Source organism: Massilia sp. CMS3.1 (assembly GCF_051262535.1).
In the GTDB taxonomy this organism is placed as follows: Bacteria; Pseudomonadota; Gammaproteobacteria; order Burkholderiales; family Burkholderiaceae_D; genus Telluria.
The window spans coordinates 43,700-62,926 of sequence record NZ_JBIMES010000016.1 but is presented as its reverse complement, the minus strand read 5'-3'; the positions used below and the strand labels follow the sequence as shown (position 1 = coordinate 62,926).

The following is a 19,227-nucleotide window of genomic DNA, read 5'->3' as shown; positions in this document are numbered from 1 at the left end:
CAGTTCTAAAAACCGCCCATGACGGGCGGGCAATTCGGGCCGCCGGCTCAGGGAGCCGGACTGGCGCTGCTTCCACTCCAGAACATCTGGTGCATCCGGACGATCTGCTCGCCGGTACTGCCGCCGGTGATGCTGGCCAGCGTGTGGCGGTCCATCTCTTCGTAAAAGGCGCGCATCCCGGCTTTCAGCAGGCCGCGCAGCTGGCAGTCGAGATTCAGCGCGCAGCGCATCGCTTCGCAGTCGACGAGTTCTTCGTCGCCTTCGAGTTCGCGCAGCACCTGCCCGACCGTCAAGGTATGCGGGTCGGCCGCCAGGCGCAGGCCGCCATTGCGTCCGCGCAGCGCACGCACCCAACCGGCACGCGCCAGGTGGCCGACGACTTTGACCATGTGGTTGTGCGGGATGGCGAACTGGGAGGCGATCTCGGCAGCCGTCACCGGATGCGGCCGTTCGCCGGCGCGCTCGAGGTAAATCAGCACGCGCAAACCGATGTCGGAAAAACGGGTCAGGCGCATAAGATGTCGTTAGGAAAGAACCCAACGATTGTAGTGCAGAAAACAGGCATTGCAAATGCATCTTTAGCGAAAACTATTTTCTCAACAACGCTTGAACAGCCCTATAATCGCGAACTTTGGCGGCGTTTCGAGCTCAGCCATTTCTCTCTAGCGACAAAGGAATACCGTGAATCTGACACTGGGCCAGAAACTGATTCGTACCAAATCGGCTGAGCGCGCACACGAAGACAGCCAGGCCCACGGCGGCGGCCTGAACCGCACACTGGGCCTGTTCCCGCTGACCATGATCGGCGTCGGCGCCACGGTCGGCACCGGCATCTTCTTCACGATGGTCGAAGCGGTGCCGAAGGCCGGCCCGGCCGTCATCCTGTCCTTCCTGATCGCCGCGATCACCGCCGGCCTGACCGCCCTGTGCTACGCCGAGCTGGCCGGGCGCGTGCCCGCTTCGGGTTCGTCCTACTCCTTCGCCTACGCCACCGTCGGCGAATTCGCCGCCTTCATCGTCGCGGCCTGCCTCTTGCTCGAATACGGCCTGGCCGGCAGCGCGGTGGCGATCGGCTGGTCGGATTACTTGAATAACTTTTTGCAAAACGCCTTTGGCTGGGAAATCCCGGCCCACCTGCGTTCGCCCATGTTCGTCTCGGACCACAGCAAGCTCTCCGTCGAGTCGGGTAATTTCAATTTGCCGCCTGTGCTGTTGATCATCATGTGCTGCATCCTGCTCATTCGCGGCACCAAGGAATCGGCCACGACGAATGCGGTGATGGTCGTCATCAAGCTGGCGATCCTCGCCTTCTTTGCTGTGATCGCGTTCTCCGGTTTCGACGCCGCCAACTTCCAGCCCTTTTTCAATACCGACAACAGCAAGGGTTTTGCGGGCATGGCGGGCGTGACCGCCGCTGCGGGCACCGTGTTCTTCTCGTTCATCGGTCTGGATACGATCGCCACCGCCGGCGAAGAGGTGAAAGATCCGCGCCGCAATGTGCCGATCGGCATCCTGGCGGCGCTCGTCATCGTCACGCTGTTCTATCTGGTCGTTGCCCTGGCCGCGATGGGCGCGCAGCCGGCGCACTTGTTCGAAGGGCAGGAGGCCGGCCTGTCGGTGATCCTGCAGAACGTCACGGGTAAAGCCTGGCCGGCGCTGGTGCTATCGGCCGGCGCCGTGGTGTCCGTGTTCTCGGTGACCCTGGTGACGATCTACGGCCAGACGCGCATCCTGTATGCGATCAGCCGTGACGGCCTGATCCCGAAGACCTTTCAGAAAGTGAATCCGCGCACCGGCGCGCCGGTCAGTAACACCCTGATCGTCTGCCTGGTGGTCGGCCTGATCGCCGGCCTGGTCGACTCTACTTTTCTGTGGGACATGGTCAGCATGGGCACGCTGACGGCCTTCATCGTGGTCTCGATCGCGGTGCCGGTGATCCGCGCCAGGCAGGGGCCCGATGCCGAGCATGGCTTTCGCGTGCCGTTTGGCCCGTATGTCATCCCGGGCCTGTCGATCATCGCCTGCCTGTACATCATGAAGGATCTGCCGATGGCCACCTTCCGCGTGTTCCTCATCTGGATGGCGGCGGCGGTGGCGACCTATTTCCTGTACAGCGTGCGGCATAGCAGGCTGAACAAGAAGGTGTGATCGGCCTGGATTGACAAAAGAACGCCGCGCTCGACGCGGCGTTTTTTCGCCTGCGCAATCATGCGAAAATGTCGTTTATTCGATCGGAAAAACCAATCATGGAATCAACGAGCCACGTCCCGTATTTGAAGGACCAGGAAAACCTCATCCTGTTCGACGGCGTCTGCAAGCTGTGCAATGCGTGGAGCAATTTTCTGATTCGTCACGACCACGGGCGCAGGTTCAGGCTGGCCAGTGTCCAGTCACCCGAAGGCAAGGCAATCCTGGCGCACTTCGGCTATCCGACTGAGTACTACGACACGATGCTGGTGGTGCGTCATGGGAGATGCTTCGAGAAGAGCGATGCGTTTTTCGTGGTCATGCGCGAACTCGGCTTTCCTTGGAAAGCTGTTCTCGTGTTCAAGCCGATCCCGCAACGGCTCAGGAACTGGATGTACGACCGGATTGCACGCAACCGCTATGCGCTATTCGGGAAGTACGACTATTGTTCGCTGCCGACGCCGGACCATGAAGGAAGATATCTGCGTGGAGGCTAGCCTCGTGCGCATCCATATCGCCGCACGCTGCATGCTGGCGTTCGTCTTTATTTATCATGGTCTGGTGCCGAAGATCCTCTGGCTCAGTGCGATGGAAGTGGAGTTGGCCAGCGCGCACGGGTTGAATGCATCCGTCATTTCTCCGCTGGCCGGTGCGCTCGAGATCCTGCTCGGTCTTGCTCTCGTCTTATGGAGAAGATCATTGCTGCCGGTGTATGCGGCCATCGCGCTTCTGGCAGCGCTGCTGGTTGACGTCATGATCGTCAGGCCCGACCTGTTGATTGAAGCGTTCAATCCGGTGACGCTCAATCTGGCAACCATGTTTATCGGCTATGTCGTGATCGTGACGCAAGCGCCTGCCGGCGCCAAAATATCGGGAACCAGATCAGGATGATCATGTCGACGGTAGAGAAAAAATGGCGGTGCATTGCACCGGTCAGCCGGTTCAACACCCTCAAGCGGGAACAAAATAAAAAGCCACGCGCCTTTCGGCAGCGTGGCTTTTTGCTTCAGTACGCCTCAGCACGCTGGCGGTAGCGGCCCCGCATAACGGCCGGCCTGTTGTGCCACGCTGCCATTCTTGTTCAGCAAGATCATCTGGCCATCCTGCCAGGTCAATGTGGTCTCGATTTTCAGCAACTTGCCGCCGCCATCGATCTGCGAGACGAGACTACCCGTCTCGGTCAGTTCCCATGTTCCTTTGATTGCCTGCACACCAGCCTTGCGCAGCGCCTCTTGTTTTGAGCCGCATGGCGGGTACACCACGAAGGTATGGTCCGCCTTGTATTCGACAATGGGGCCGAGCAGGCCCGACGTCTTCGCCATCTGCGTTTGCTTGGCGTTCCAGGTAGACATCCGAGGCGTCATGCCTTCCTGCCAGGCACCGACAATAGCGGCTTCTTGTTGCGCTGCCGGCGCAGCGGCTGCGTCGACGCTCGCCGAAAGCAATAGCGCGCACGATGCCGTTCCGATGTTCATCCACTGCTTCATCTTGTCGCTTTCCGGAAAATTTCATCTTGCCGTGATCTTAACATAAGGGCAATACCGCGCCCTGGCCGCTCGCCGTGGTCGCCGCAAGGACAATAAAAAAGCCACGCGCCTTCCGGCAGCGTGGCTTTTTGCGTTGAACGAGACGCCTTCGCGCCGCACGCCATTACAGCGCGTTCATTTCCTTCAGCAGGTTATCCGCCTTGTCCACATGCTTCATGTTCCACAGCATGTAGCGCACGTCGACCTGGATGTCGCGCGTGTTGGCCGCATTGAAGTCCCAGTCCGAGATGATCGAATCGAGGGTGCCGTCGAAGGCCAGGCCGATCAGTTCGCCGCGCTTGTTCAGTGCTGCCGAACCCGAGTTGCCGCCGGTGATGTCGAGCGTCGCCAGGTAGTTCACGGGAACCGTCTTCAGCGCAGGGTCGACATACTTGCCGAAGTCCTTGGCCTTGATGGCAGCGAGCTGGGCGCTTGGGGCGTTGAACTCACCTTCGCCGGTGTGCTTTGCGACCACGCCCTTGACGGTGGTGAACGCGGTCCACGAACCGGTGCCGTCGGCGCCGTGTTCGCGGCCGGCGATCTTGCCGAAGGTCACGCGCAGGGTGCCGTTGGCGTCCGGGTAGACCGCCTGGCCACGGCTGTTCATGTAGGCGATCTTTGCCTTCATGTAGGCGGCGTACGACTTCTGGATCTTGCCGCCGAGCTCTTCGCCCTTGGCTTCGTCCTTCAGGTCGGCGTCGTACATGGCGACCGCTGCCTTGATGAAGCTGTCGTTGCTGGCCTTGAATTCGGCCGGCGACTTTTTGAGCCATGCGCTGCGCTCGTCCTTGTTGGCCAGCTTCGAGCCGGCATAGGCCTTGTCGATCGCAGCCTTCAGTTCGTCCTGGCTCATGCCTGCGCGAATGCCGAGGGCATTGTTGAAGGCCGTCTCCTGTTCCTTGGCCGGCTGGGCCAGGTACTTGGTCAGGAAGTGCATGACCAGCGCCTTGTCGACTTTCTCGTCGTAGGTGCGGTCCTGGCCGGTGATGACCGAGCTCATGCGTGCCATGTCGCGTTCCTGGTAGCCCGATTTACGCGCCGTATCCGGCTTGGTGCGCTCGTTGGCCAGACGGTACAGGGTACGCGCCGAACTCAGGAAACGTGGCTGGGCGTAACCCAGGTAGAAGCCTTCCTTCGTCTGGCTGTCGCGCTCGGCGATCAGCTTCTCGACCGTTTCGATGTCGCCGGCAAATTGCTTTTTACGGGCACCGTCGGCGTTGACCCAGGCCTTCATCGCATTGTGTTCGGCGCTCTTGCGTGCCAGGAAGTCGCTGTCCGCGTAGGAGGTCAGCATACCCTTGCGGTTCTTGTAGTAATTGTTGACGTTCGCGACCTGGCCGGCGTACTTCAGCTTGGCAGCCGGGTCGTTCTTCGTCTCGCGCTCGATGATGGCGAGCACGTCACCCGAGGATTGCACGAAGGCAGGGTAGTTCCAGTCGAAGGTGTACTGCACTTCCGACGGCAGGCGGTGGCGGTTGGTGCGGCCCGGGTAGCCGAGGACCATGATGAAATCGCCTTCTTTCGACCCTTCGGTGGCGATTTTCAGGTGGTGCTTCGGTACGTACGGGACGTTGTCGGTCGAGTAGTCGGCGGCCTTGCCGTCTTTCGAGACGTAGGCGCGGTAGAAACCGTAGTCGCCGGTGTGGCGCGGCCACATCCAGTTGTCGGTGTCGCCACCGAATTTACCGACGCCCGACGGCGGCGCGTGCACCAGGCGCACGTCGCGGATTTCCAGCTGTTTTAAACGGTAGAACTCGAGGCCGCCGTAGTAGCTGGCCACGGTGCAGCGGTAACCCGGCGTTTTTTCGCAGGCTGCAACCATTTCCTTCTGGTTCTTTTCGATCGCGTCGATACGCGACTTGCCGGTCAGCTTCGCGACTTTGGCATCGATGATCTGGTCGCTGACGTTCGCCACTTCCTCGGTCACGAACACGCGGCTGCCAGGCGAGGCCGGCACTTCTTCGGCCAGGGTCTTGGCCAGGAAGCCGTTGGCCAGCAGGTCGCGCTGCGGCGTCGAGTTGACGGCGATGCTGTTGTAGACGCAGTGGTGGTTGGTGACGACCAGGCCCTGCGGCGAGACGAACGAAGCCGAGCAGCCGCCCAGGCTGACGATCGCGCCCATCGGGAATTCGGTCAGTTTGGTCAGCGCCGCCGGATCGAGCTCGAGGCCGGCGGCTTTCAGTTGCTGGGCTACTTGTGGCAGCTGCTGTGGCATCCACATGCCTTCGTCCGCTTGTGCGGCGAAGCTGGAGAGGATGGCCAGCGAGAGGAGAGTCTTTTTCATTCGCGATCGATCATGAAGGTTATCGGATACGTCGTACCCAAACAGGGCATCCCGAGAGTATCCGTAATCCCTCACCAGCTCGTCAACCGATATTTCCGGACTCCGAAAGCGCTGTGCAAACGGTATTTACAGTTGCGAGCCGAACAGCGATGCAAATTCGCCACCGATCTTTTCTCCCCAAGAACGATTGTTCCAGGCCGTCAGTGTCATGCGGCGTGCCAGTTTCCAGTCGTCTTCGAAAATCGCAATCTGGGCGCGTGCGAATTCGGGGTCCAGCACGTTCAGATTGGCTTCGTCATTGATACTGAACGAGCGGTTGTCGAAATTGGTCGAGCCGACCGAGACCATCAGCGCGTCGACCGTCAGCGACTTCACGTGGAACATGGTCGGCTGGTATTCGGCCATTTCGACGCCGGCCTTCAGCAGGTCGCCCCAGCGTTCACGCGAGGCCAGGCGCACGATGCCGGCATCGATTTCCTTGCCCGGCAAGATGATGCGCACCTTGACGCCGCGTTTCGCGGCGGCGGCCAGCGCGCGGATGGTCAGTTCGTCGGGCACGAAATACGAGGCCGACAAATCGATCGAGGTGCGCGCGGCGGTGATGGCCATCAGGTACATCAGGTGCATGCTGGCGCTGCCGCCGGTAGGCGAGCTGGAAAACATCTGGGCCGGCATGCTGCCCACCGCTTTCAAGGGCGGGAAATAGGCCGAACCGTCGAGCACGACGCCGGTGGACTTGGTCCAGTTATCGGTAAATACGGCCTGCATCTGGCCGACCACCGGGCCTTCGATGCGGAAATGGGTGTCGCGCCAGTGATCTTCGTCCTGGGCATTGCCGCGCCAGTGGTCCGCAATACCGACACCGCCCGTAAAACCGACGCTGCCGTCGATGATCAAGAGTTTGCGATGGGTCCGGTTGTTCAGGCGTGCCAGCTTCCACCAGGCCGGCTTGTGATAGCGCTGCACCTGCACGCCCGCATCGTGCATCTTTTGCATGGCCTCGTCGTTCATCTTCATGCTGCCGATGAAGTCGAGCATCACATGCACTTTTACGCCGGCGCGCGCGCGCTCGGCCAGCGCGTTCGAGAATTCTTCGCCGATCGATTCCGACCAATAGATATAGGTCTCGAAGGTGATCGTCTTCTGTGCGCCGCGAATGGCGGCCAGCATCGATGGAAAGATCTGGTCGCCGTTGACCAGGGTCTCGACCTTGTTGCCTTCGATGATGGGGGGACCCAGCAGCACGCCCATCGAACGCCGGAACTGGGCGTCGTGGATGTCGTATTGACGGGTGAGCTGGGTCTCGATCTGCTTTTCGCTCGGCATAAAATTGAGCGCCAGAAAGCCGACGACGAGCGTCACCAGGCAAGTGAAAATGGAAACGGTGATTTTACTGGCGTTCATTAAAAGTCCAGGCGAAAAAAAACCAACGCGTGAAAGCGTTGGTCAGGTGGGGCATACCACTGATTAACGTACGCGGCCGCGACGCAGCAGGTTGACGATAGCCAGCAGGATGACAGCACCCAGGAAGGAAACCAGCAGCGACGATACGCTGAAGTCATCCGAATTGATAGTGCCAGAACCGAACAGTGGGGAGAGCAACCAGCCGCCCAGGAAGGCGCCGATGATACCAACCACGATGTTCAGAATCATGCCTTGCTCTGCATCCGTCTTCATGACCATGCTTGCAAGCCAGCCCAGAATACCACCAACGACGATCCAGATGATAAATAGCATTTTTAGTTCCTCCTCTTAGTAAACAAAACCTACCCGAGGCCAATTGATTGCGTTGACCATGTAAAAAAGTCTACAGATCGCCGATGTCCCAAGTCGGTGCGGCAACGAACGTTAGACGATGAATCTGTAAATCGCGTTCCGTCAGTCGATTCTTTTTTACGATCGAGTTGCCGTATGGAATGTTCTGAAGTGGGTGCGTCAGCGTACAGAAGAGTGTGTCTGCGGGGCATATTGTTCGATCACTGGCAACCCAATGTTGCAAGACCTGAACGCACCACCGATACCTTTGAAAGGGATACATCATGAGCTACGACAACGATAAGCAGAATTCGCGCATGGTCACCGGCCTGTTCCCGGACCGCGCCACCGCAGAGCGTGCTTATAACACGGTCTCCGACCGCGGCTACAGCAAGGACGACGTCAATCTGATGATGTCGGATTCAACCCGCAAGACCCACTTCGGCGATACCGATACTGAACTGGGCAGCAAGGCCGCCGAAGGCGCCGGCATTGGCGCAGGTATCGGTGGCACCATTGGCGCCGTGCTGGCAGGCATCGCCGCCGTCGGCACCACCCTCGTGCTGCCAGGCCTGGGCCTGGTCGTCGCCGGCCCGCTGGCCGCAGCCCTCGCCGGCGCTGGTGCCGGTGGCCTGACCGGCGGCCTGATCGGCGCCCTGATCGGTGCCGGTATTCCTGAAGAGCGCGCAGCGCACTACGAAGAAGGCATCAAGGGCGGCGGCATCCTGATGGGCGTGAATGCCCGTTCGGATGAAGACGCAGCGCACATCGAACGTTCGTGGACCGACAGCGGTGGTTCGCACGTCATCGGCACCGGCGTTGGCGCCGTTGGCGGTGCACTCGCCGGTGCTGCCATCGGTTCCGTTGCTGGCCCGATTGGTACCGTCGCAGGTGCCGCCATCGGTGGTATCACCGGCGGCATGGCTGGTAAAGGTGCAGGCGAAGTCGTGAACCCGAAATCGGGTGACGACCTGTCCGAACACCACCTGGCCAAAGGTACCGGTGCTGCTGCCGGTGCGGCTACTGGCGCGGCAATCGGCGCCGTCGGCGGCCCGATCGGCATGGCAGCGGGCGCTATCGTCGGTGGCCTGGCGGGCGGCGCAGCCGGCCGTGGCGCTGGCGAAGTCGTGAACCCGAAGGCGACCGACGACCTGAACGACCATAACCTGGCGCAAGGCGTCGGCGGCGCCAGCGGTGCAGTCGCTGGTGCGACCATCGGTGCTGTTGGCGGTCCGATCGGCATGGCTGCAGGTGCCGTGATCGGCGGCCTGGCCGGTGGCGCGACGGGCCGTGGCGTCGGCGAAGTCGTCAACTCGAAGCCTGACGACGAGCGCAGCGACCATAACTTGGCCAAAGGCGTTGGCGCCGGCGGCGGCGCTGCTGCAGGCGCGGCGATCGGTGCAGTTGGCGGCCCGATCGGCATGGCGGTGGGCGCGGGCATCGGTGCCGCGGTCGGCGGCATGGCCGGCAAAGGCGTCGGCGGCCTGGTGAACCCAGCTGAGGAAGACGCACACTGGCGCAACACCTACCAGACCCAGGCGGAATACACCCCGGGTTACACCTACGACGACTACCAGCCGGCGTATGCGCTGGGCTACAACGGCAAGAGCCGTTATCCAGGCAGCTACGACCAGAACGAGTCGACCCTGTCGAACGACTGGAACACCACCAAGGGCAATTCGCGCCTGTCGTGGGAACAAGCCAAGTCGGCCAGCCGCGCTGCATGGCACAAGGTCGAGCGCGCCATTCCAGGCGACGCGGACCGTGACGGCCGTTAATCGGGCCGATTCGTCGACCGATTGCAGGCTGTAAAGTAAAAAGCCCCGCTGCCGGAAGGTAGCGGGGCTTTTCTTATGGGCCGCTAAAACTTACTGCTTGACGGCTTCTACCTGGATCGCCAGTCGCACTTCCGGCGAGAAGTTCGGCAGGCCGAAGCTGACGCCATAGTCGCTGCGCTGGAAGATGGCATGCGCGTCGGCGCCGCAGACTTCGCGTTTCAGCATCGGGTGCTGGATGCACTTGAACTTGGCGATGTTCAGGGTCAGCGGTTTCGTTACGCCATGCAGGGTGAAGTCGCCCTCGACGGCCACCAGGTTCTCGCCTTCGAAACGCAGCTTGTTGCCCTTGAAGGTGGCGGTCGGGTACTTGGCGACGTCGAAAATGTCTGGCTTCTTCGCGTGCGCGTTCATTTTTTCGTGACCGAAATCGATGCTGTTCATATCGACCGTGATGTCGACGCTGCCGCTTTTCGCGGCGCGGTCGAGCACGATGGTGCCGTCGGTCTTGGTGAACTTGCCGCGCCAGACCGAGATGCCCATGTGGTCGGCTTCAAAGCTCGGGTAGGTGTGATTCGGCTCGATTTTATAAGTATCGGCTGCGGCGCAGGCGAAACCGGCGCTGGTGGCGAGGGTGGCGGCAATGAGGAGCTTGCGTTTCATAAGAGTCCTTGGTGAATGAATTAATTATTTCCCGCGCTGACGCGGAACTTGATGACAACTTCGTCGGCGACCATACTCGTGTCTTTCCACTCGCCTTCGCCGATATTAAAAGCGAGCCTGCGGATCGGCAACTGTCCTTCGAAAAGGTGTTTTCCAGATTCGGTTTTTACCGTCAACGGAAAATTCACGTCGGCGGTCCTGCCCTTGATCGTCAGCTTGCCGGCCACGGTCAGCTTGCCCGGACCGGCCGGCTTGATCGAGGTCGAGACGAAGCTCGCTTTCGGGAACTGCGCCGTATTGAACCACTCCTTCTTGGAAACCTCGCGATTGTATTCGGCGTCGCCCAGGTCGATGCTGGCGGTGACCATGTCGACCGCTGCCTTCGACGCCTCCGGGCGCGCGGCGTCGTAGTCGATCCGGGCCGTGAAGGTTTTGAAATTCGCTTCGACCGGCACGTTCATCTGTTTGAAGACGGCGACGACGCTGCTCTTCGCCGGGTCGGTCTTGAGCACGGCGGCGCCGGCAAGGGCGCTGGCGAACAGCGAAGCGAGGACGAGGGCATGCACAGGTTTCATATGAATTCCTTATTTCATTTCGTCGGAAAGGGCGACATGCGTTGCACGATGCCGTCGCGGTCGACCAGCACATGCTTGAACGCGGCCAGCACGTGCACTGCCACGCACGCCGCCAGTACCATGTTCAGCCAATAGTGCAGGGCGCCGAGCACGGGTTTCAGGACCGGGTCGGCCTCGATCAGGACGGGCAGTGAAAACAGGCCGAAGTACACCACCGGCACGCCGGCGGCCAGGCTGTAGAAATAGCCGGACAGCGGCACGGCGAACATCAGGACATACAGCAAGCCATGCAGCGCATGCGCGGCGCGGATTTGCCAGGCCGGCATGGCGGCGGGATAGGCGGGTGGCTTGCTGCGCAGGCGCCACAGCAGGCGCAGCGTGGCCAGCGCCAGTACGGTCACGCCTGCCCATTTATGCCAGGAAAAATAGCGCAGCTTGGTCGGCGTCAGTCCCTGGATCTCGGTCATCACCAGGCCCAGCGTGAAGGTAGCGATGATCAGGAGCGCAATCAGCCAATGCAGGACGATCGCGGGAAGGGAGTAACGCTGCATGATTGCCATGGGGTTAGTACTGATTAGAACTAAACTATAGCAAAAAAGGTGGAATCCCGCTCGTCAGGTGCATGTTTCTTTTCTTACACTAGCATGGATTGTTAAACGTGCACAGCAGCGGCCCCTGTGAATGTAAAATTGGAATGAGCGCGCGTTCACACAAAATCGCAGAATAAAGCGGGCCAGTTGCCCTGTCGAGGAGTTGTATGACCAATCTTTCACCCAGCCGGCCACGCCGTCGCGTGTCCGTCCTGCTATTCGCCGCCGCGCTGGCGAGCCAGGCGCATGCCGCCAATCCGCAAGGCGTCGATTTTGCCGACTTGTCGATCGAAGAACTGGCGAATATCCAGGTGACGTCGGTGTCGAAGAAGCCGGAGCGTTTGCTCGACGCGCCGGCCTCGGTCTTCGTGATCACCGCCGACGACATCCGCCGCGCAGGTAGCCGCAGCATTCCCGACGCGCTGCGCCTGGCGCCCAACCTGCATGTCGGCCAGGTCAGCAGCTATGGTTATTCCATCAGCGCACGCGGCCTGAACGGGACGGGCAACAGTGCTCCGAACAAATTGCTGGTCATGATAGACGGCCGCTCCGTGTATGCGCCGCTGTTTTCCGGTGTGTTCTGGGACATGCAGGACGTGGTGCTGGACGATGTCGAACGCATCGAAGTCATCAGTGGACCAGGCGGCACCATGTGGGGCGTGAACGCGGTCAATGGTGTGATCAATATCACGACGCGCTCGGCGCACGCCACCCAGGGCAGCCTGGCGGTCCTCCATAACGCCAGCGATGGCGGCGACCTCGCTTTCCGCCAGGGCGGACGGGCAGGCGAGGCCAGCTGGCGCGTCTACGGCAAGGCATTGACACGCGCTCACGGCGAGACGGCCGCGGGCGGGCGTATCAACGATGCCTGGAACCAGGTGCAAGTCGGTTTTCGCGCCGACTGGGAACGCGGCAGCGATGTCTTCAGCCTCAACGGCAACGCCCACCGTGGCGAGCCGGAACAACCCGAACCGGGCGCCATTTCGGTCAGCGGCATGGCACTACGCCTGGCCGACATCGACACCCAGGGCGCCAACCTGACGGGGCGTTGGGAACGCGCCCTGGCCGATGGCGGCCGCCTCGCCGTGCAAGCCTACCTCGACCATACGCGGCGCGACGTGCCGCCGACCTTTTCCGAGTCGCTCAACATCGCCGACGTCCAGTTCCAGCACTCGCTGCCACGCTGGGGCGCGCACAGCCTGGTCTGGGGCGCGAACTACCGGCACAGCTGGGACAATGTCACGAACAGCGAGGTGATCGCTTTCCTGCCGGCGCGCGAGGAACAGACCTGGGCCAGCCTGTTCGCCCAGGACGAGATCGCGCTGCGTCCCGACCTTTCCCTGACGCTTGGCGCCCGGGTCGAGCGCAACGATTACACCGGCAACGAACTGCTGCCGACGGCGCGCCTGTCGTGGCGCCTGAACCCGCAGCACGCACTGTGGACCGCGCTCTCGCGCACCGTGCGCGCACCGACCCGGCTCGACGTCGACGCCTATGTCCCGGGACGCCCGCCCTACCTGCTGCGCGGCGGCCCGCGCGTACGCTCCGAAGTGGCGAAGGTGTTCGAACTCGGCTACCGGGGCCAGCCGCTGGCCGGGCTGTCCTACTCGGCCACGCTGTTCCACAACGAGTACGACCACCTGCGCACCCAGGAAATCGATCCGACCCGTACCTTCATTACCTTCGGCAGCCTGATGGAAGGGGACGCGACCGGCATCGAAATGTGGGGCAGCTACCAGCTGAGCGACGACTGGCGCATGTCGGCCGGCTACACGGCCCTGCACGAGCGCCTGCGCCTGAAATCCGGCAGCAACGATATCGCCGGACCGCGCAACGCCGGCAAGGATCCGTCGCACACCTTGCAGCTGCGCTCGAACTACAGCTTCGACGACAAGCGCGACCTGGAACTGGCGCTGCGCAAGGTGGCGGCGCTGGAAAATCCGTCGGTGCCGGGCTACTGGGCGCTCGACGCGCGCTTCGGCTGGCGCCTGCAGCCGAACCTCGCGTTGTCGGTGATTGGCCGGAACCTGAATGGCGGCCACGCAGAATACGGGCCGATCGCATCGCGGCTCGAACTGGGCCGCGAAGTGGGCGTCAAGCTGGTCTGGCAAAACTGAACTACCGCGGATATAAAAAAGCCCGCACCATCTCTGGTGCGGGCTTTTTTCCGACTAAGCGTTCGAACGTTTAAATCGCTTTCGCCAGCTCTGCCGCCAAGCCCGTGTAATTCGCCGGCGTCATCGAGAGCATCAAATCCTTGGCTTCCTGCGGCACCGCCAGCGTGCCGATGAACTCGCGCAGCGCTTCCCTGGTGATGCCTTTGCCGCGCGTCAGTTCCTTGAGTTGCTCGTACGGATTCTCGATGCCGTAGCGGCGCATCACGGTTTGCACCGGCTCGGCCAGCACTTCCCAGTTCGCATCCAGGTCCGCTTCGAGCTTGGCAGCGTTCACTTCCAGCTTGTTCAGGCCGCGCAGGCAGCTGTCGTAGGCCAGCAGCGTGTAGCCGAAGGCGACGCCGATGTTGCGCAATACCGTCGAGTCGGTCAGGTCGCGCTGCATGCGCGATACCGGCAGTTTTTCCGCCATGTGGCGCAGCATGGCGTTCGCCAGGCCCAGGTTGCCTTCGGAATTCTCGAAGTCGATCGGGTTGACTTTGTGCGGCATGGTCGACGAACCGATCTCGCCGACTTTCAGTTTCTGCTTGAAATAGCCCAGCGAGACATAGGTCCAGATATCGCGGTTCAGGTCGAGCAGGATCGTGTTGGCACGCGCGATGGCGTCGAACATCTCGGCCATGTAGTCGTGCGGCTCGATCTGGATCGTGTACGGGTTAAAGGTCAAGCCAAGCCGCGACTCGATCACGTCTTTTGAAAACGCCGGCCAGTCGAAGCCCGGATAGGCCGACAGGTGGGCGTTGTAATTGCCGACCGCGCCGTTCATCTTGCCCAGAATCTCGACATCGCCGATGCGCTTGACCGCACGTTGCAGACGCGCGACGACGTTGGCGAATTCTTTACCCAGGGTCGTCGGGCTGGCCGTCTGGCCATGGGTGCGCGAGAGCATCGGCAGCGCCGCGTTGGTGTGGGCAATGTCCGTCAGTTTGGCGACAATGCCTTGCAGGGCCGGCAGCATGACGGTGTCGCGCGCGGTTTTCAGCATCATGCCGTGGCTGGTGTTGTTGATGTCTTCCGAGGTGCAGCCGAAGTGGATGAACTCGGAGGCAAGCACCAACTCCGGCACATCTTTCACTTGTTCCTTGAGCCAGTATTCGACCGCCTTCACGTCGTGGTTCGTAACCGCTTCGATTTCCTTGATGCGGGCGGCGTCCGCTTCGTCGAAGCCTGCCGCGATGCCGTCAAGGTGAGCGGATGCTGCGCTTGAAAACGGCTTGATCTCGTCGAAGCCCGCCTGTGCCAGCGCCTGCAGCCAAGCGATCTCGACCATTACACGGTGATGCATGAAGCCGGCTTCGGACAGGATCGGGCGCAGTTTGTCGGTCTTGGACGCGTAGCGGCCGTCGAGCGGCGACAGTGCCGACAAGGAAGAAAGTGGGGCGGTAGCAGTCATGGCGGGCGGTCCGTGCAAAAACGCGGATTTTACCACCGGTGCGGATCTTCGACCTTGTTGCCGGCACAGCGAAACGGGCCCCACAGGCCGTTTTTGCCAGCCGGGCCGATGTTATACTGTCAGCAAATCCCTCTTTCCGAGCATCTATGAAACTCATCGGTTCGAATACCAGTCCCTATGTGCGCAAGGTCCGCGTCGTGATGGCGGAAAAGAAGCTCGACTATTCGTTCGAGCTCGACAACGTGTGGAGCGCCGATACCCAGGTCCACCAGTCCAATCCGCTGGGCAAGGTGCCCTGCCTCGTCATGGAAGACGGCAGTGCCCTGTACGATTCGCGCGTGATCGCCGAATACCTCGACACGCTCACGCCCGTGTGCAAGCTGCTGCCTCCCAACGGGAACGGGCGCGACCGCGCCGACGTGAAGGTGTGGGAAGCGCTGGCCGACGGCGTGCTCGATGCGGCCGTGCTGGTGCGCCTGGAAAAGACGCTGCGCCCGCAAGAGCAGCAGAGCCCGCAGTGGATAGCACGCCAGCTGGGCAAGGTGCACGCGGGCCTGGCGGTCATGTCGGAAAAACTCGGCGAGCAGCCTTTCTGCATGGGCAAGTCGTACACGCTGGCCGATGTGGCGGTCGGCTGTGCACTCGGCTGGTTGACGTTCCGCTTCCCCGACATCGGCTGGCGCGACGACTACCCGAACCTGGCGAAACTGTTCGACAAGCTCAGCGAGCGGGCTTCGTTCCGTGACACGGCGCCGTTCGAGGCATGAGTGCGACCACTGGTACGGCCAGCACCATCGTCTTCGGCGAAGCCCTGGTCGACGACTTCGCCACCGAGCAGGTCGTCGGCGGCGCGCCCTTCAATGTCGCGCGCCACCTGGCCGCCTTCATGGCGCCGCAACTGATGATCACGCGCGTCGGCAGCGACCGCAATGGCGAGACCATCGCAGCTCAATTCGAGCGCTTCGCCATGTCGCAGGCCGGACTGCAGCGCGACCCGATCGAGGAGACTGGCCGCGTCATCGTCGAGCGCGGCGCCAAGGGACACCGCTTCGTCATCGTGCCGAACCAGGCCTACGACTACATCGCGTGCGAAGAAGCGCTGGCGGCCGCCAAGACGGTCGATGCCGGCGCCTTCTATTTCGGCACCCTGGCGCAGCGCGGCGAGCGTTCGCGCGGCACCTTGAAGGCGCTGCTCTCCAGCACCACCGGCACCCGTTTCCTCGATGTGAACCTGCGCGACGGCGAGGTCGACGAGCGCACCATGTCCGACTCCCTGCACGCGGCCGACATCGCCAAGGTCAACGAGGACGAGCTGCAGGCGCTGTTCGGCTGGTATTTCCAGCTCGGTCCGAACGACCCGCCGATGGCCGCCGACGAAACCCGCTCAGCCTGCGGCGCGCTGCTGCAGATGTTCGGACTGCAGGCATTGATCGTCACGCTAGGACACCGCGGCTCGGTGTACTTCGGCGCCGGCGGCGTCACCGTCGACACCCGCGACACGCCTCCCCCGGCGTTCGTCATCGACACGGTCGGGGCAGGCGATGCGTTTTCGGCGATTTTCCTGTTAGGGCGCGCACGCGGCTGGCCGCTCGAACTGACCCTGGCGCGCGCCAACGAATTCGCCGGCGCGATCTGCGCGATTCCCGGCGCCGTGCCGCGCGATCTGGGGTTTTACGACAAGTGGATGACGCGCTGGCGGTAATTAATAGCCGTAATCCGCTCCCGCCCCCATGAGCGTCGCCATCCCCAGCCCCATGAACATCACGGCCGCGATCCCGTGCACCAGCCTCAGCGGCACCTTGTTCGCAATCCGCTCGCCAAACAGCACCGCCGGCACGTTCGCGATCATCATGCCCAGCGTGGTGCCGGCCACCACCATCGCCATCTCGGTATAGCGCGCGGCCAGCGCCACGGTGGCCACTTGCGTCTTGTCGCCCATCTCGGCGACAAAAAAGGCGAGCAGGGTCGTCATGAACACGCCGAACTTGGCGATGGTCGCTTCGGTCTCGTCGATGTGATCCGGGAACATCGTCCAGATCGCCATGCCCAGGAACGACAGGCCGAGCACCCAGCGCATCACGGATGGGCCGAGCAGTTCGCTCACCAGCGCGCCGACGGCGGCGGCAAAGGCGTGGTTGAGCAGGGTGGCGATGAAGATGCCGAGGATGATCGGCAATGGGCGGCGAAAACGGGCGGCCAGCAGAAAAGCGAGGAGCTGCGTCTTGTCGCCGATTTCAGCGAGGGCGACGATGCCGGTTGCGACAAGAAAGGCATCCATAAGAGCAGCGGATAACGCAGATTAAAGCAGAGCGCGGATCATAGCAGAGTCGGCTTTTCAGCAGCGCATCAATACGCGCGCGACACGAGGCGAAAGGCGCGCTTTCCCGGCTATCTGATCAATGCTATTCTTCTCGCGCCCTCCGCTCAGCCTTTCATCACATAAATGCACCTCAGATCCCTCCTGCGCGCCACTGCCGCCGCCATCCTCGGCCTGCACGGCGGCGCCGCTTATGCGCTCGATCCGCTCAGCTATGCCAACTACGACCAGGTCAGGACACGCGCCCTGCACCTCGACCTGAAAGCCGATTTCACGAAGAAGACGCTCGCCGGCCACGCCGAGCTGACGCTCGACTGGCTCGACAAGGACGCGCGCCGCCTCGACCTCGACACGCGCGAGCTGGCGATCTCGAAGATCGAAGCGCAGGACGCCCGCGGGCGCTGGTCGTCCGTCAAATACACGCTCGACAAATTCGATGCCGAGAAGGGGCAAGCCCTGCACATCGACCTGCCCGGGCAGGCGCCGAAGGTGCGCATTTACTACCGCACCGCGCCCACCGCCAGTGCGCTGCAGTGGCTCACGCCCGTGCAAACCCTGTCGGGCAAGCACCCCTTCATGTTCAGCCAGTCGCAATCGATCAATGCGCGCTCCTGGGCCCCGGTGCAGGACACGCCCTCGGTGCGTTTTACTTATACCGCCCGGATCCAGGCCCCTGCCGGCCTGCGCGTGGTGATGAGCGCCGATAACGATCCGAAGGCGACCGGGGATAAAGGCTGGAAGTTCAACATGCCGCAGCCGATTCCCGCTTACCTGCTGGCGATCGGCATTGGCGAACTGGAGGCGCGCACGCTGGGCGGACGCACCGGCGTCTACGCCGAGCCGAAGCGCATCGAGGCTGCCGCCTATGAACTGGCCGATACCGAGAAGATGGTCGCCGCCGCCGAATCGCTCTACGGCCCGTATCGCTGGGGACGTTACGACATGCTGGTGCTGCCGCCTTCGTTCCCGATCGGCGGCATGGAAAACCCGCGTTTGACCTTCCTGACCCCGACCATGATCGCGGGCGACCGCAGCCTGGTCGACCTGATCGCCCACGAACTGGCGCACAGCTGGTCGGGCAACCTGGTGACGAACGCCTCGTGGAAGCACTGGTGGCTGAACGAAGGTTTTACCACCTACGTGACGACCCGCATCCTGGAAAAACTGTATGGCGAAGAGGTCGCGACCATGAACCTGCAGCTCGAGCAGGAAGAGGCGATCGAGTCATTGAAGGACCTGCCGCAAGCGAAACAGGCACTGCTCACGCGCGACCCGGACACATCGCCCGCTACCTACACCGACGAAGGCCTGGCCTATCCGAAGGGCGCCTGGCTGCTGCGCACCCTGGAGGAGCGCGCCGGCCGCGATGTGTTCGACCATTTTCTCCGCGGCTGGTTCGACGGCCACGCCTTCCAGAGCGTGACGACCGAGCAGTTCGTGGCCTACCTGCGTACGAAGCTGCTGGCCAAACACCCGCAGGTGATGAGCGACGCGGAACTCGACGAGTGGTTGTACGGCCCGGGCATCCCGGCGAGCGCCAAGTACGCGAAGTCGCAGCGCCTGGTGGCACTCGATGCGGCGACCGCGGCCTGGCTGAAGGGAGACACGCCGACCTCGAAGTTGGGCACGAAGGGCTGGAGCGCGCTCGAGTGGATGAAGTTCTTGAACGACATCGACAACAAGGCAGACGCCGCGCGCCTGAAAGAGCTCGACGCCGCCTTCAATCTCTCCAGGAGCGGCAACAACGAAATCGCCTTCCGCTTCTACCGCGCGGCGGCGCACGCCGGCTACCGCGAGATGCGCCCGCAGCTCCAGGCTTTCTTGATGAGCGTCGGGCGCAAGAAGTTCGTGGTGCCGCTGTACACGGCCTTGCGCGCGAACCCGCAGGACCGCGCCTGGGCCGAAGGCGTGTACAAGGCGGCGCGCGAGCGCTACCACCCAGAGACGCAAGTTGGCGTCGACAAAGCGATGAAGTCGCAATAAAAAAG

General features: G+C 62.1%; 18 protein-coding genes. 8 read left to right on the top strand and 10 right to left on the bottom strand.

Annotated features, from left to right (window positions below; all coding sequences use genetic code 11):
* Positions 1–47: 47 nt before the first annotated feature.
* The gene (locus tag ACHAC9_RS20975) at positions 48–515 is read right to left on the bottom strand and encodes an RrF2 family transcriptional regulator (protein WP_435763052.1); all 468 of its coding nucleotides are present in this window, start codon (positions 513–515) and stop codon (positions 48–50) included.
* Positions 516–681: 166 nt separating this feature from the next.
* Between ACHAC9_RS20975 and ACHAC9_RS20970 the strand changes: the two genes are divergently transcribed.
* The 3 genes from ACHAC9_RS20970 (at position 682) to ACHAC9_RS20960 (ending at position 3,078) form a co-directional block, all read left to right on the top strand.
* Complete coding sequence (locus ACHAC9_RS20970) at positions 682–2,148, top strand: APC family permease (protein ID WP_435763049.1); 1,467 nt, start codon at positions 682–684, stop codon at positions 2,146–2,148.
* Positions 2,149–2,246: 98 nt separating this feature from the next.
* Positions 2,247–2,684 carry a thiol-disulfide oxidoreductase DCC family protein gene (locus ACHAC9_RS20965; protein WP_435763047.1) on the top strand — a complete coding sequence of 146 codons (438 nt, stop codon included), beginning with the start codon at positions 2,247–2,249 and terminating at the stop codon, positions 2,682–2,684.
* Positions 2,656–3,078, top strand: coding sequence for a DoxX-like family protein (locus ACHAC9_RS20960; RefSeq protein ID WP_435763045.1), 423 nt, complete (start codon positions 2,656–2,658; stop codon positions 3,076–3,078). Before ACHAC9_RS20965 ends, ACHAC9_RS20960 begins: the two co-directional genes overlap by 29 nt.
* A 125-nt stretch (positions 3,079–3,203) precedes the next feature.
* Here the strand turns inward: ACHAC9_RS20960 and ACHAC9_RS20955 are convergent, their stop codons facing one another.
* The 4 genes from ACHAC9_RS20955 to ACHAC9_RS20940 form a co-directional block, all read right to left on the bottom strand.
* Positions 3,204–3,674, bottom strand: a complete 471-nt coding sequence (locus ACHAC9_RS20955) for a hypothetical protein (protein ID WP_435763042.1) — start codon at positions 3,672–3,674, stop codon at positions 3,204–3,206.
* A gap of 163 nt (positions 3,675–3,837) precedes the next feature.
* The gene (locus tag ACHAC9_RS20950; protein ID WP_435763039.1) at positions 3,838–5,997 is read right to left on the bottom strand and encodes a S46 family peptidase; all 2,160 of its coding nucleotides are present in this window, start codon (positions 5,995–5,997) and stop codon (positions 3,838–3,840) included.
* A 126-nt stretch (positions 5,998–6,123) separates the two neighbouring features.
* On the bottom strand, positions 6,124–7,401 hold the full coding sequence (locus ACHAC9_RS20945) for a phospholipase D-like domain-containing protein (protein ID WP_435763037.1): 1,278 nt from the start codon (positions 7,399–7,401) through the stop codon (positions 6,124–6,126).
* 63 nt (positions 7,402–7,464) lie between these two features.
* Entirely contained in the window at positions 7,465–7,734 is a 270-nt protein-coding gene (locus tag ACHAC9_RS20940) for a GlsB/YeaQ/YmgE family stress response membrane protein (protein WP_435763034.1), read from the bottom strand.
* 302 nt (positions 7,735–8,036) lie between these two features.
* On the opposite strand from ACHAC9_RS20940, the gene ACHAC9_RS20935 reads away from it, so the two are divergent.
* Positions 8,037–9,530: a hypothetical protein gene (locus ACHAC9_RS20935; RefSeq protein ID WP_435763032.1), complete on the top strand. Its 1,494-nt coding sequence runs from the start codon at positions 8,037–8,039 to the stop codon at positions 9,528–9,530.
* Positions 9,531–9,620: 90 nt separating this feature from the next.
* On the opposite strand, the gene ACHAC9_RS20930 is transcribed toward ACHAC9_RS20935, so the two are convergent.
* Genes ACHAC9_RS20930 through ACHAC9_RS20920 form a run of 3 tightly spaced genes read right to left on the bottom strand, consistent with a single transcriptional unit; the run spans position 9,621 to position 11,316 of the window.
* Complete coding sequence (locus tag ACHAC9_RS20930) at positions 9,621–10,190, bottom strand: YceI family protein (RefSeq protein ID WP_435763029.1); 570 nt, start codon at positions 10,188–10,190, stop codon at positions 9,621–9,623.
* Positions 10,191–10,210: 20 nt separating this feature from the next.
* Positions 10,211–10,765 (bottom strand): YceI family protein, encoded by a 555-nt coding sequence (locus ACHAC9_RS20925; protein WP_435763026.1) that lies wholly within the window; start codon positions 10,763–10,765, stop codon positions 10,211–10,213.
* 14 nt (positions 10,766–10,779) lie between these two features.
* Positions 10,780–11,316 (bottom strand): cytochrome b, encoded by a 537-nt coding sequence (locus tag ACHAC9_RS20920; RefSeq protein WP_435763024.1) that lies wholly within the window; start codon positions 11,314–11,316, stop codon positions 10,780–10,782.
* A 206-nt stretch (positions 11,317–11,522) separates the two neighbouring features.
* Here ACHAC9_RS20920 and ACHAC9_RS20915 point away from each other — a divergent pair, with 206 nt between their 5' ends.
* Entirely contained in the window at positions 11,523–13,472 is a 1,950-nt protein-coding gene (locus ACHAC9_RS20915; protein WP_435763022.1) for a TonB-dependent receptor plug domain-containing protein, read from the top strand.
* A gap of 70 nt (positions 13,473–13,542) precedes the next feature.
* Here ACHAC9_RS20915 and purB read toward each other — a convergent pair whose 3' ends face one another.
* Positions 13,543–14,922: an adenylosuccinate lyase gene (purB, locus tag ACHAC9_RS20910; protein ID WP_435763020.1), complete on the bottom strand. Its 1,380-nt coding sequence runs from the start codon at positions 14,920–14,922 to the stop codon at positions 13,543–13,545.
* Positions 14,923–15,068: 146 nt separating this feature from the next.
* Between purB and ACHAC9_RS20905 the strand changes: the two genes are divergently transcribed.
* On the top strand, positions 15,069–15,689 hold the full coding sequence (locus tag ACHAC9_RS20905) for a glutathione S-transferase C-terminal domain-containing protein (protein WP_435763017.1): 621 nt from the start codon (positions 15,069–15,071) through the stop codon (positions 15,687–15,689).
* Entirely contained in the window at positions 15,686–16,624 is a 939-nt protein-coding gene (locus ACHAC9_RS20900) for a PfkB family carbohydrate kinase (protein WP_435763015.1), read from the top strand. Before ACHAC9_RS20905 ends, ACHAC9_RS20900 begins: the two co-directional genes overlap by 4 nt.
* On the opposite strand, the gene ACHAC9_RS20895 is transcribed toward ACHAC9_RS20900, so the two are convergent.
* Positions 16,625–17,200, bottom strand: a complete 576-nt coding sequence (locus tag ACHAC9_RS20895; protein ID WP_435763013.1) for a TMEM165/GDT1 family protein — start codon at positions 17,198–17,200, stop codon at positions 16,625–16,627.
* Between the two features lie 165 nt (positions 17,201–17,365).
* Between ACHAC9_RS20895 and ACHAC9_RS20890 the strand changes: the two genes are divergently transcribed.
* Positions 17,366–19,222, top strand: a complete 1,857-nt coding sequence (locus ACHAC9_RS20890; RefSeq protein ID WP_435763008.1) for a M1 family metallopeptidase — start codon at positions 17,366–17,368, stop codon at positions 19,220–19,222.
* The last annotated feature ends 5 nt before the right edge of the window (positions 19,223–19,227 follow it).